Source organism: Haloferax sp. Atlit-6N (genome assembly GCF_003383195.1).
GTDB lineage: Archaea > Halobacteriota > Halobacteria > Halobacteriales > Haloferacaceae > Haloferax > Haloferax gibbonsii.
In genome coordinates this window covers 926,562-939,452 of the sequence record NZ_QEQJ01000001.1, presented here as the reverse complement: position 1 = coordinate 939,452, position 12,891 = coordinate 926,562, and the positions used below count along the sequence as shown (strand labels likewise).

Sequence of the window (12,891 nt, the reverse complement as noted above, 5' to 3'; positions counted from 1 at the left end):
CTGGATTATCCGATAGTCAGTTAACCGGAACCGAAGCCCGACGGGACGCGTTCGAACGCCCCGGATTCGAGCGTTTCGAGGTTAGTCGGTCGTCTGCGCGTCTTCCGAAGTCGGCGTCGTCCCCGCGGCGCTGGCGGCCCCGGCCCCGTCGTGCGGTTCGTGTTCGACGACGAACTCGCGGTCCGACCCGTCGGCCGACGCCTCGACCGACGTCACGCGGTACAGACGGATGCGACGCTCCTGTTTCGTCACGACCGGGAAGTCGTAGTGCTCGGCGTCGTGGCCGGGGCGCTCGTCGCGGTCGGCGACGAACTCCCGGTGGTCGTCGAGCCGGCGTTCGACCTCCGCGCGCGAGCGTTCCGGGAGGTCGTCGAGCCGCGTTTCGAACCCGGAGACGAGGTCGGCGTCGAGGTCGTAGCCGACCGAGTTCCGGCCCGCGAGCATGGCCGCGAGCGTCGTCGTCCCGGTCCCGGCGAAGGGGTCGAAGACGGTGTCGCCGTAGACGGAGTACATCCGAATCAGCCGGAGCGGAAGCTCGACGGGGAACGCCGCCGAGCGCTCTCTAGTGCCCGAATCGAGGCGCTGGTCGGTCCCGCCGAACTCCCAGAGGTCGGAGAACCAGCGGTTTCGCTCCTCCCAGAAGAAGGCGCTCTCGTAGCGCCGGTCGTCGCCCGGCGGGAACGACCGCGCTTCGCCCTTGCGGACCACGAGCACGTACTCGTGTTCGAGCGTGACGTAGGCGTTCGTCGGGAGCGTTCCCGACCCCATGAATTTCGTCAGGCTGTTGGTCGGCTTGCGCCAGACGGCGTCCGGAAGCGGCGTCAGCCCGCGCTCGCCGAGCGCGGTGAGCACGCGGGCGTGGTTGGGGTACTGGCGAAACGACCCGTCGAGGCTCCGGGTCGCGTCGCCGACGTTCACGCAAGCCAGCCCGCCGGGGGCGAGCACGCGGGCCACCTCGTCCCAGACGGCGTCGAGCTGCTCGTGCATCGCCTCGAACGCGGCGTCGCCGTCGCCCTCGTCGAGCGCCGCCGCGACGGCGTCGTCGCGCGCCGAAAAGAGGTCGTCCCACATCTCTATCATGGGGTACGGCGGCGACGTGACGACGAGGTTCACGCTCTCGTCGGCGAGTCCGGTGTCGGCGGCGTCGCCCACCGTGAGGGCGTGAGTCGTGCGCATCGTACGGACGTGTTCGCCCCGAAACAAAACCCTTCGCCTCGGTGCGGAGCCGGTCGCCCCCGCGCCGCCGGTCCCCGCGGTTCGAAGCCCCGGCCGGCCGCTCGCCGCGTCGAGCGCCGCCGCTGGCGAGCGAATAACCGAAAATCGAGTCGTCTCGTCCGATTCGAACCGCCGTCCGGCGCGGTCGTCCGGCGCGCGTGCTCAGACGAGGCCGAGGTTCTCCTCGGCTTCGAGGAGTTCGTGGTAGCGGTTGCGGATGGTGACCTCGGAGATGTCGGCCACGTCGCTGACGGCGGCCTGCGTGGTCTTCTCGTTGGTGAGGAGGGCGGCGGCGTAGACGGCGGCGGCGGCGAGGCCGACCGGCGACTTACCCGAGTGGACGCCCTTCTCCTTGGCGTTCTTCAGGAGTTGGCGCGCGCGCATCTTCGACTCGTCGGAGAGGCCGAGTTCGCTGGCGAACCGCGGGACGTACTGCTCGGGGTCGGCGGGCTTGACCTCCAGCGAGAGTTCGCGGGCGATGTAGCGGTAGGTGCGGGCGACCTCGCTCTTCTCGACGCGCGAGACCTCCGCGATTTCGTCGAGCGAGCGCGGGACGCCGGCCATGCGGGCGGCGGCGTAGGTACACGACGTGGCGACGCCCTCGATGGAGCGGCCGGGCAGCAGGTCGTCGTCGAGCGCGCGGCGATAGATGACCGACGCCGTCTCGCGGACGTTCTCGGGCAGGCCGAGCGCGGAGGCCATGCGGTCGATTTCGCCGAGCGCCTGCTTCAGGTTGCGCTCTTTGGAGTCGCGGGTGCGGAACCGCTCGTTCCACTTGCGGAGCCGCTGCATCTTCTGGCGCTGGCGCGCGCCGAGGGAGTTCCCGTACGCGTCGCGGTCGCGCCAGTCGATGTTCGTCGACAGGCCCTTGTCGTGCATCGTGTTGGTCGTCGGCGCGCCGACGCGGGACTTCTCGTCTTTCTCGCGGGCGTCGAACGCGCGCCACTCGGGGCCGCGGTCGACGGAGTCCGCGGTCACGACGAGTCCGCAGTCGTTACAGACGGTCTCGCCGTGTTCGTCGTCGGTGACGACGTGACCGCCGCACTCGGGACACTGCAGCGTGTCGCCCTTCGTGTCTTCCTGTTCGGTTTCGGCCTCCTGTCGGCCGTTCTGCGTGTTTCGTTCCTGCTCCTGTGCGCCGGGGTTTCGGGTCCAGATTCGTTCACTCATGGATACGACGGCGGGTGCTCCGGGATGGGGTGGTTAGAGGCGGCTAGAACCCGGATGCTGTCCGTAACACCAGCAACCGCAGACGACCGCATAAATGGTTTGGTATCGCTTTCGGCGAGCGGCCTCGTTTGGCTGTGTGAGGCCGTCGCACGGGTGATTGAGGTTCATGAGGGATTCGGCGATTCACCGGTCACTCAGCGGCGGCTTCCCACCGACCGTAACGCGATACATACTTTTCTCGAAGGGGCGTTGCCACGACTACGCATGGCCGCCCACCCCCGCGTCGTCTCGCTCGCGCCGAGCGCGACGGCCATCCTCGATGCCGCCGGTCTCGACGCTCACGTCGTCGGGGCGACCGCTCACTCGCCGACCGACAAGCCGGTCATCGGCGGCTGGCTGAACCCCGATTTCGACCGGGTCGACGAACTCGACGCCGACGCCGTCTGCACCTGCGACGACCTCCAGTCGGACGTCGCGGCGGCGGCCCGCGACCGCGGCTACGACGTGTTCCACGTCGCGCCCGCGACGCTCGCCGAGGTGTTCGACTCGTTTCCCGTCGTCTGCGACGCCGCGGGCGACGCCAGCGCCGGCGCGACGCTCGCCGAGGACTGCCGCGACCACCTCGCCCGCGTCGCCGACGCGGTCGCCGACCGCGACCGCCCGACCGTCTACTGCGAGGAGTGGGCCGACCCGCCGATGGCCGCCGGCAACTGGGTCCCCGACCTCGTCCGCGCCGCCGGCGGGTCCGCCCCGCTCGTCGCGCCCGGCGAGCGGTCCGCCGAAGTCGACCCCGAGACCGTCGCGGCCGCCGACCCCGACCACGTTGTTCTCCACCCCTGCGGGAAGGGCGAGCGCGGCGACCCCGAGGCGTTCGAGGCCCGCGGGTGGAATCTCGACGCCGCGGTCCACGCCGTCGACGACTCGCTTCTCAACCAGCCGAGCCCGGCGGTCGTCTCCGGCGTCGACCGCCTCGCGCGACTGCTGCACCCCGACGCCGACTTCCCCGAGCCGTGGGAGCCCGCGACCGCGACCGAATCCGACGAAGGGAAATAACCGGACGACGCGCTACCGACATGGACATCGCGGTCGGAAGCGGTAACCCGGTGAAGCGGCGCGCGGTCGAACGAACCTGCCCCGACGCCTCCGTGGCGGCGGTCGCCGTCGACTCCGGCGTCTCCGAACAGCCGACGGGGAACGACGAGACCATCGCGGGCGCGGTCACCCGCGCGGAACGAGCCCTCGACGCGGGCGACTACGACTTCGGCGTCGGCATCGAGGGCGGCGTCGCGACCTTCCCGGCCGGCGACGGCACCGACGGGCGGGACACGTATCTCGTGATGTGGGCGGCCGTGACCGACGGCGAGCGCGTCGGTCGCGCCGCGGGGCCGAGCCTCCCGCTCCCCGCCCGCATCGTGGACCGCATCGACGCGGGCGAGGAACTCGGGCCGGTGATGGACGACGTGCTCGGCACCGACGACATCGCGAAAAACGAGGGCGCAGCGGGCGTGTTCACCGGCGGTCGGCTCACCCGAACCGACGCGCTCGAATCGGCCGTGACGGGCGCGTTCGCGCCCTTCCGGTGTGAACTGTACTAGTCGCTCCGTTACTCCGACTCGGCGAGTTCGTGGTCGCGGTCGCGCACGTCGGCGCTCTCTTCGACCGCGGTCGTCAGCGAGACGTTGAGCGACAGCATCGACGCGACGCCGCCGACGATGGTGACGGCGTTTTTCACCGCGTGGTCGAGGACCGCCGCGGCGAGCGCGGCCGCGGGCGTAATCGGCGCGAGGGCGGCCATGAACACCGTGAAGGCGATTTCGTAGAGGCCGACGCCGCCGGGCGAGAGCGGGAGCACCTTCGCGAGGTTGCCGACGCTCACGGCGAAAAACGAGACGCCGACGAGGACGACGGGGTCGATGTCGACGCCGAGCGCGAGCAGGACGACGACGGCCGTCACCACGTCGACGGTCCAGATGGCGAGGCTCGTCAGGCCGACGCGGCCGAAGGCGGCGCGGTTGCCGGCGACCGCCTGCAGGTCGGAGACGAACTGCTCGATGACGCCCGCGACGAGTTCGACGTAGGAGTCCGACGAGAACCGGCCGACGAACGCCCGGACGACGTTCCGGTCCGCGCGGGCCGACAGCGCGATGCCGATGACGCCGAGGATGGCGACGACGCCGACGCCGGTGGCGACGTAGGCGACGGTGCGCACGTCGTCGGCGGACACGTCGACCGTGCCGCCGCTCACGCCGGTCGCGAGCACCGTGGCGATGTCGTCGAGGCCGCCGGTCGCCGCGAGGCCGACGAGGACGACGCCCGCGAGCCCCGCGATGGTGAGCAGGTCGAAGACGCGCTCGACCGCGAGCGACGCGAAGCCCGAGGGGTACGGGATGTTCCGGCGCGCCTTCACGACGTAGGCGCGGACGGCGTCGCCCGCGCGGGCGGGGAACACGAGGTTCCCGGTCTGACTGATGAATATCGCCCCCGTGAGGAAGCCCGCCTTCTCGCGGTAGCCGAGCTCGGCGAGGATATCGCGGTAGCGAATCCCCCGGAGCGGCCACGAGACGACGTAGATTATCGCGGCGGCCGCGACGAGCGCGGGGTCGGCCTCGCCGAGGACCGCGATGACCTCCGAGGGGTCGATGTAGAGCGTCATCAGCGCGAGCGCGAGGACGGTCAAAAGCAGGCCGGCGACGATGGTCACCCGGCGGGTGATGCGCGGCCGGACCGTGAGCTGCCACCACGTCCGGAGAATCTGGCTCCCCATCCCGAGGATGTCGCGGACGAGGTCGACTTTCGTGTCGCCTTTCGGCTCCCAGTCCACGGGGAACTCGGCGACCCGAAAGCCCGCGCGCTGGGCGCGGACGAGCATCTCCGTGTCCCAAAACCAGTGGTTGTCTTCCACGTCGTCGCGGAGCGCCTCGAACGCCTCGCGGCTGAACGCCTTGAAGCCGCACTGGTGGTCGCGGAGGTCCGAGCGGAGGAACAGGCGGACGAGCCCGTTGTAGGCCCGGCTCGGCACGCCGCGTTTCCGCGGGCGGTCGGCGACGCGGTCGGGCATCCAGCGCGACCCGGTCGCGGCGTCGTACTCGCCGGAGCGGACGCGCTCGACCAGCTCTTCGAGGTGGCGCATGTCCGTCGCGAGGTCCGTGTCGAAGTAGACGAGCGTGTCGCCACGGGCGGCCTCGAAGGCGCGTTCGAGCGCGCCGCCGCGACCGAGGCGGGCGTCGCTGTGGTAGTGGCGAATCCGGTCGTCCTCGGCGGCCAACCGGTCGGCTATCTCCGGCGTCTCGTCGTCGCAGCCGTCTTCGGCCACGATGACTTCGAAGGCGTCGGCGGGGAGGAACGATTCGAGCGTCTCGACGGTGACGCGGACCGTGTTTTCGATGGTCCGCGCCTCGTTGTAGGCGGGGAGGACGACGCTCACTTCGACGCCGGCCGCGGTCGCGGCGGCCGGGCGTCGTTCTGTCGGGCGACCCATTGTCGTCGTATGGCCGCTATCCGCGTATGAATTTTCTGTCTTGGAACAGGTACGGTCCGTGAGACGGACAGTTCGGAACGTTCGGGTGTTCGACGGCCGCTTCGATGCGCCCCGGCGCGGCCCGACGCGCTCCGATGCGTCCGGCCTGTTCCCTCGTTGGTGTGTCCGCGTCGCGTGGGTGTTAGGCGACTGTACCTGCGACGGCTCGGTGGGGCCCTCCCGGCGGCTCGTTTTCGGTGAAAATCGCAAGACAGCGCCGTGTTAAGTTCCCGTACCAAACCCCTGATAGGCGTCTCGTCTCTCTGTGTAGGTATGAGCACGACCGCCTCCGCGACCGCAGTCGAGGGCGAGGTCCTCGACGCCAACCGCAGTCTCTCGGAGAAACAGCGCCGCATCCTCGACTACCTCCGCTCCAACGCCGGGGCGAAGACGTACTTCAAGTCCCGCCTCATCGCCGACGACCTCGACCTCTCGGCGAAGGAGGTCGGCGCGAACATGCGCCCCATCCTCGACGGCGACTTCGACGTGAGCGTCGAGAAGTGGGGCTACTCCTCGGGCACCACGTGGAAGGTGACTGTCTGAGCCCCCGCTGACGTTTCACTCAGGCCCCGCCGCACGCCGTCCTCGGCGTGCACCCCGGCGCGTCCTCCCTCGCGCCGCCCCCACCCGGAACGCCGTCGTCTCCCACCCACGCGTCGTTCCATCCCCGTTTTTTGGGTTTTCTCGCGTCCCAGCCCCGCCGCTGGGGGTCGGTATGGACACGGAACCGTCACACGGTACAGCGTCAGTCGCCCGTCTCGACCGCCGGTCTCGACTCGTCCGACCTCGTCAGGGGTCGAACCGGATGAGTTCGGCCGCGTCGTCGGCGAACGCCGCGGCGTCGGAGCCGAAGGAGTCGGCGTAGCGAATCAGGAGCGTGATGACCGTCTCGGGGTTGCGGACCGCGTAGCCGTCCTCGCGCGAGAGGAGGCCCACGGCGTCGAGTTTCTTCGCGTACGTGCTCACCGTCGCCCGCGAGACGCCGAGGCGGTCGGCGAGTTCGCTTCCCGTCGCGTCGGGGTCGCGAAGCAGGTGGACGAGCATCCCGCGCGGCGTGTCGCGGCGGAGATAGCCGAGCGCGACCTGCTCGAACTCGGAGAACCGACTCGCGGGGAAAAACCGCTTGTAGTCGCCGTCGCGGCGCACTTCGAGCGTGTCGTCGTCGACGAGGTTCCGGAGGTGGTACTGCGTCTCGCCGGTCCCTAACTTGAGGTCGTCGCGGACCTTCGAGAAGTGCGCGCCGGGCGTGGACGCGACGTAGCCGACGATGGCGTCCCGCGCGTCGCTCGACCCGGACGAGTCGTCCTCGCTGTCGTCGCCACCCCCGAGGCCCACGAGCGGCGTGGCGGCCCCGAGCGCGGCGAACCGACGGAGGGTCGCGCGCTTGTCTTCGTCTACCCGGCGGTTCGACATCTACTCCCACATACGAGACGGCGCGAAGAAAAGGGCTTCGGCATTTACAACCGTCCGAGTCCGGGACCGTCCGCCGATGCGACTATTCGAGGTCCTTCTCGAAGGACATCTCGCTTTCGTCGTCGCCGTCATCGTCGGCGTCGGGTTGCCCGTTGCTCGCGGTCTCCGTGTCCGCCGACCCGCCGGTCGCGGCCGCGTCGTCGGCGCCCTCGCTTTCGGCGACGACCTCGTCGGACGACTTGATGGGTTCTTCTTCCTCGTCGGCCTCGGCGATGACCTCGTCGGGCGACTTGATGTCGTTGACCTCGGCGCCGGCCTTGATGGCTTCGGCCTCCTGTTCGAGCTGTTCGACGTCCATCTCGGCGGCCTGGTCTATCTGGCCGAGAATCTCCTCGATGTCGTCGAGCCCGATGAGTTCGCGGGTCTCCTCGTCGAACTGCTTGCTGGAGAGGCCTTCCATGTCCTGCACGTCGGAGCCGGTGAGCTGTTTGCCGTAGCGGCCGACGAGCGACGTGAGCTCCTGCGGGAGGACGAACGTCGTGGACTCGCCCTGTCCGATGCGTTCGAGCGTCTCCATGCCCTTGTCGATGATGGCGCGCTCGCCCATCGACTCGGCGGATTTCGCGCGGAGGACCGTCGAGATTGCGTCACCCTGCGCTTCGAGAATCTGCGACTGCTTTTCACCCTGCGCGCGGATGATGTTCGACTGCTTTTCACCCTCCGCGGTCTCGACGGCGGAGCGGCGTTCACCCTGCGCTTCGAGAATCATGGCGCGGCGGCGGCGCTCGGCGGAGGTCTGCTGTTCCATCGCCTGCTGCACGTCGGCGCTGGGGTTGACCTCGCGGACCTCGACGGACTCGACGCGGACGCCCCACTCGTCGGTCGGCTCGTCGAGTTCCTTGCGGATGCGCGCGTTGATTTCCTGACGCTTGTTGAGCGTGTCGTCGAGCTCCATGTCGCCGAGGACGGCCCGGAGGGTCGTCTGGGCGAGGTTGGAGACGGCGCGCTTGTAGTTGTCGACCTCGAGGAACGCCTTCTTCGCGTCCATCACCTTGATGTAGACGACGGCGTCGGCGGTCACCGGCGAGTTGTCGCGCGTGATGGCTTCCTGTCGGGGCACGTCGAGCGTCTGGGTCCGCATGTCGAACGCGTAGGTCCGAGAGACGAACGGCGGGATGAAGTTGATACCCGGTTCGAGGAGGCGTCGGTACTCCCCGAACACCGTGAGCGCCTTCTTCTCGTAGGCGTCCACGATTTCGACCATCTGATACACCGTCACGATGGCGAGGACGAGCACGAGGAGGCCGACGACGACGCCTCCGATGCCCAGTCCCGCCTGGAGGGCAAGTAAGTCCATACGCCCGTGTTGGGTTGGACGAATGATAAGTATTCGTGTGGTGCGGCCGTCACGTCGGACGATTTCGGCGGCGACGAGGGCGCAGTCGGCCCGAACCGCGCCGGTCGGCGCGCGGCGGCCGCCGGTCAGACGCCTTCGGTACCCTCTCGTTCGAGTTCTTCTTCGCGCTCCGCGGACTCCTCGCGTCGCTGCCGCGCCCGCTCGCGGGCGAGTTCGCGGTCGATTTCGTCTTCGCCGGGGCCGACTCCCTCGACGGTCACGACGTTGCCGCCGCCGGGGTCGACGACGATGACTTCGGTTCCTTCCTCCAGTTCGCCGTGGACAGAGCGGGCGGCGTAGTAGGGGTTAAAGCCGCCCTCGTCGAGTTTGACCTCGCCGCTGGTCGGCGTGACGCGCTCGGTGACGCGCCCCATCTTCCCCGTCAACGCGTCCGAGTCGCTCGTCTTTCCCTCTCCTTTCCCGCCGTAGAGGTCGAGCTCTCGGTAGCCGTAGAGCGCGAGCGCGCCGAAGACGAAGACGAGCAGACCCAGGATAAGCGGGGTCGCGAGCGGCGCGATGAGGAGGCCGGCCAGTCCCGCCGCGAGGAGGGCGACGCCGAGGACGACGAAATGTGCGCCGGGGGCGATGGCCTCCGCGAGCGACAGGCCGAGCCCCGCGAGCACGAGCAACAGCGGAAGCGTCTCGGGGGTGATGAGACCGGTCTGTAACGGGAACGGCAGGTATGCCATACCGGCTCTAGGGCCGTCGCCCGATTAAGGATTGAGGGTCGAATTCGTCGCGGGGGCCGCGGTCGGTGCGCGATTCCCGTGGCGGGTCGGACTCGCCCGCGCTCAGTCGTCGCCGCTCGGGTCGGTCGAGACGGTGTCGTCGTGGACGAACGCCACGGTGTCCTCGTTCGTCGGCTGGACGAGGACGGTCCCGGTGGTCGCGTTCGTCGGCACGGCGAAGACGGTCCAGACGTGCGTGCTCTCGCCGGGAGCGAACAGCGCGCCGTTGTCGAAGCCGGTCGCGTTCGACAGCGGCTGGTGACCGTAGCTGACGCCGTCAGACTCGAACACGAGCGCCGACTGCGGTAGGTTTCCGGGTGAGCCGCTCGCGGCCGTCGCATTGAGTCCGACGACGACGAACCGCTCTCCCTCCGGCGCGGCGTACGTTTGGTTACCCACCTGAAGCGAGTCTGCCGTCCGCGCGTTCCACCGAGCGACCAGGTCGGCCGAGTCGGTGCTCGCGCCCGAGAGCGCGGAGACGGCGACGCCGTTTCCGCCGGCGCTCGACCCGCCGAGCCCGTCCACCATCGGCCCGAGCACGGCCACGGAACCGAGCGCGAGGACGAGCAACAGGACGGCGACGACGACGACGCGGACGCTCGGCGGCGACCCCGATTTCAGGTCGTCGACCGACGACGGCAGTCTGTCGCGGAGCGAACCGCCCGAGGAGTCGTCGCCGCCGCCCCCACCCCCGTCGCCGCCGCCGGTGAGCCCGGCGAGCCGTTCGCGTACGGCGGCTATCGGGAGCGACGCCAACGCCTCTTCGACCGGCTCGGGCAGGTCGAACGGCAGGCCGAACTCGACCTCCGCCGTCTCGAACACCTCGCCGTCCGTGTACTGTTTGACGGTCTGTTCGAGTCCCTCGTCGGCGACGGTCTCGCCGAGTTCGTCGCGGTCGAGCAGCGTCACGTCGTGGTTCGTGGCGAACCCGCGGACCGAGTCGTCGAACTCGCCCTGCGTGGCGACGACGACGGTGTCGATGCCGCGTTTTTTCGCGTGCGCGACGAACCCCTTGACGTGCCCCGTTCCCACCGTCGTCTCGACGGACGGGAGCACGAGCATGAGCCCTTTCGTGCCGTCGCCGCGCTGCCCCTGTACGAGGTATCGACCTTCGCCTCGGGGCTGGGCGTTCGTCTGCCAGTTCCGTTGGGTCCAGAGGTCCGAGAGGAAGTGGACGAACTTCGTCGGTTCGAGTTCGACGAGTCTCGTCACTGTTCGCGTCCCTCCGGTCCGTCGGGGGCGGGTCGTCGGTCGTGTCCGCGTCGGTCGTGTGTCATCTTGTCGCCTCGGTGTTCGTCAGCGTCGCAGTCGCCGCGCGGCCAGTCCGGTGAGGACGAGCGCGACGACCGTCAGCCCCGGCGAGAACGGGATTCCAGTGTTCGTTCCGGCGGCGGCCGGTTCCAGCGGCGTCCGTTCGACGACCGGGAACGGCGTCTCGGTTGTCGTTTCCGCGGTCGGTTCTGTTGGCGTCGCGGTCGGCGTGGCCGTCGGCGTCGGCGTCTTCGCGCCGGGTTCGAGTCGGACCATCGCGTCGTCGGCGACGATGGTGCCGACCGTCTCGTTGTCGTCCGCGGTCGCGTTGCCGTCGGTACCATTACCGTCGCCGCCGGTCCGGTACGGCGCGTCGACCGCGACCGAGAAGTTCCCGTCGCGGTCGCGGTCCGCGTAGGCGATGGCGAGCAACTCCGCGTCGGCCAACTGTCGGCGGTCGAAGTCTACGACGACGTTTCGATGCGTCCCCGGCGGGAGGTACGCGCTCGTCCCCAGCGGCTCCTCGTCGGCGGTCTCGACGGCGACGAAGCCGCCGACCGAGAGGTTCACGCGGCTGATGGTGACGAACGTCCCGTCGGTCTCCTGGTCGACGAACCGGAGGTTCGCCTCGGAGTCGAGGATGCGCATCGTGTGTTCGGTCTCGTCGCGGTAGTCGCGCACCCAAAGCGGGAACGTGAGCCCGCGGTCCTCGGGCGCGAACGTGAGGTTCTGCGAGACGGTCCGGTTCGCCGTGACCGTCATCGGCACGAGCCTCAAGAACGGCTGGCCGGGGGCGCGCGCCCGGAGTTCGACGACGCTGTTCGGCGCGAGGGTGGTCTCACCGGTGACGTTCACCCGCAGTGACTCCCACGGGTACACCGTCTCGTTTCGCACCTCGATGGAGACGGTCGGTTCGACGAGCCGCACCCGCGAGCGCGCCGTGATGGTGTCCTCGTCGACGAAGTCGCTGTGGTCGCCGCGGAGCGTCACCTGCAGTTCGTACTCCTCGGTGTCACCTTCCAGCGGGAGCTCCGAGGTGTCCCAGACGACCAACACCTCGTCGTTCTCGAAGTCGGTGACGACGGTCGTCCCGTTTTCCGGCGTCGCGAGGAACGTCTGTTGTTCTCGGTTCGGCCGGACTTCGAGCTGATTCAGCGTGATTTCGATACCGCGCGCGTTCGCGCCGCCGGTCACGTCATCCGGGTTCAGCGCCGATTCGAGCCCGCTCTCGTCGAGACGGACGACCGCGAGGTCGCCCTTGGCGACGGTCGTCCGCTCGGTCATCACGCCCCGAACGTCCCCGGGCGACACCGACGCGTCGGAGTCGTTCAGGCTCGCGGGCGCGACGTTGGTCGTCGCCGACGTGTTCCCGCGCTCCGCGACGTCGAGTTGGCCGATGGCGCGTTCGACGCCGTCGATGGTGACGTTCATCATGTACGTCGCCGGCTCGATGGGCTCGCCGAGGTGACCGGTGTGGAGCGTCTTGTTGCCGCCACCGGAGACGTACGTCTCGGGCGCGCCGGTCGAGTTGTAGGTGTCGACGGTCAGGGTGGTCGTCCCCGACCCGACGAGGGCGACGGTCAGGTGGTAGCCGTAACCGTCGCCGCCGATGTGGAGCGTGCCCGGCTGGGAGTGCTGGACACGTATCTCGACGACGTCGCCGCGGGTGACGGTGGTAACGTCCTCGCCGAACGACGCGGTCGGCTCGTCGGCGGCGACTGCGGGCGTCGGAACCCAGAGCGCCGCGAGGAGAATCAACGCGGCGACCAACACGGAGGGTGCGCGGACTGCGTAACTCATTTGGTGTGTCCCGGTCGGGGGGTTGACGGTGGTTCCCCTCGGGGTCACATAAATCAACAGTCCCGATTATCAAAACGGAAAGTCGGATGGTCGAGGTTCGGACCTCGCGGCGGCTCGCGACCGGCGCGCCGTTGGGCGGTCAGACCGCGCCCGGGAACACGGTGATGACGATGAGCCCGACCGCGAGGAGGACGCCGAGGAACACGAACGCGACGTTTTCGGCCCGCGGTGACCCGGGCTCGATGGGGAGCTGTTCGATCTCGGGTTCGTCGTCGACGATGCCGTCGGGGCCGACGTCGTCGACGCCGAAGCGCCACTCGCCGTCGCCGTCGCGGTCGTCTTCGGCCTCGGGAGAGGGTGCGCGGGACATCGAATCGTGGGTAGGCGTCGCGGCGGGAAAG

Annotated in this window: 12 protein-coding genes; 3 read left to right on the top strand and 9 right to left on the bottom strand. The window is 69.2% G+C overall.

What is annotated here, in order from left to right; all coding sequences use genetic code 11:
- Positions 1 to 81 precede the first annotated feature (81 nt).
- Both DEQ92_RS04815 and DEQ92_RS04810 read right to left on the bottom strand, forming a co-directional pair.
- On the bottom strand, positions 82 to 1,176 hold the full coding sequence (locus DEQ92_RS04815; protein WP_004972654.1) for a site-specific DNA-methyltransferase: 1,095 nt from the start codon (positions 1,174 to 1,176) through the stop codon (positions 82 to 84).
- Positions 1,177 to 1,377: 201 nt separating this feature from the next.
- Positions 1,378 to 2,385, bottom strand: a complete 1,008-nt coding sequence (locus DEQ92_RS04810; protein ID WP_004971221.1) for a transcription initiation factor IIB family protein — start codon at positions 2,383 to 2,385, stop codon at positions 1,378 to 1,380.
- Between the two features lie 264 nt (positions 2,386 to 2,649).
- On the opposite strand from DEQ92_RS04810, the gene DEQ92_RS04805 reads away from it, so the two are divergent.
- Together DEQ92_RS04805 and yjjX are read left to right on the top strand one after the other, a co-directional pair.
- Positions 2,650 to 3,438 (top strand): helical backbone metal receptor, encoded by a 789-nt coding sequence (locus DEQ92_RS04805; protein ID WP_115820478.1) that lies wholly within the window; start codon positions 2,650 to 2,652, stop codon positions 3,436 to 3,438.
- Between the two features lie 20 nt (positions 3,439 to 3,458).
- A complete protein-coding gene (gene yjjX, locus DEQ92_RS04800; RefSeq protein WP_004972648.1) occupies positions 3,459 to 3,980 on the top strand; it encodes an inosine/xanthosine triphosphatase in 522 nt (173 codons plus the stop codon).
- 8 nt (positions 3,981 to 3,988) lie between these two features.
- Here yjjX and aglD read toward each other — a convergent pair whose 3' ends face one another.
- Complete coding sequence (aglD, locus tag DEQ92_RS04795) at positions 3,989 to 5,863, bottom strand: flippase domain-containing glycosyltransferase AglD (protein WP_050458762.1); 1,875 nt, start codon at positions 5,861 to 5,863, stop codon at positions 3,989 to 3,991.
- Positions 5,864 to 6,175: 312 nt separating this feature from the next.
- Between aglD and DEQ92_RS04790 the strand changes: the two genes are divergently transcribed.
- Positions 6,176 to 6,445, top strand: coding sequence for a hypothetical protein (locus DEQ92_RS04790; protein ID WP_004972643.1), 270 nt, complete (start codon positions 6,176 to 6,178; stop codon positions 6,443 to 6,445).
- Between the two features lie 246 nt (positions 6,446 to 6,691).
- Here the strand turns inward: DEQ92_RS04790 and DEQ92_RS04785 are convergent, their stop codons facing one another.
- From DEQ92_RS04785 to DEQ92_RS04760, 6 genes are all read right to left on the bottom strand, one after another.
- Positions 6,692 to 7,315, bottom strand: coding sequence for a MarR family transcriptional regulator (locus DEQ92_RS04785; RefSeq protein WP_004972642.1), 624 nt, complete (start codon positions 7,313 to 7,315; stop codon positions 6,692 to 6,694).
- Between the two features lie 82 nt (positions 7,316 to 7,397).
- Entirely contained in the window at positions 7,398 to 8,672 is a 1,275-nt protein-coding gene (locus DEQ92_RS04780; RefSeq protein ID WP_115804632.1) for an SPFH domain-containing protein, read from the bottom strand.
- A 125-nt stretch (positions 8,673 to 8,797) separates the two neighbouring features.
- Positions 8,798 to 9,400 carry an NfeD family protein gene (locus DEQ92_RS04775; protein ID WP_004972638.1) on the bottom strand — a complete coding sequence of 201 codons (603 nt, stop codon included), beginning with the start codon at positions 9,398 to 9,400 and terminating at the stop codon, positions 8,798 to 8,800.
- Positions 9,401 to 9,502: 102 nt separating this feature from the next.
- Entirely contained in the window at positions 9,503 to 10,651 is a 1,149-nt protein-coding gene (locus DEQ92_RS04770; protein ID WP_115820477.1) for a restriction endonuclease, read from the bottom strand.
- An 84-nt stretch (positions 10,652 to 10,735) separates the two neighbouring features.
- Complete coding sequence (locus DEQ92_RS04765) at positions 10,736 to 12,490, bottom strand: hypothetical protein (RefSeq protein WP_050458766.1); 1,755 nt, start codon at positions 12,488 to 12,490, stop codon at positions 10,736 to 10,738.
- A 139-nt stretch (positions 12,491 to 12,629) separates the two neighbouring features.
- Complete coding sequence (locus DEQ92_RS04760; RefSeq protein WP_004972634.1) at positions 12,630 to 12,860, bottom strand: hypothetical protein; 231 nt, start codon at positions 12,858 to 12,860, stop codon at positions 12,630 to 12,632.
- Positions 12,861 to 12,891: the final 31 nt, after the last annotated feature.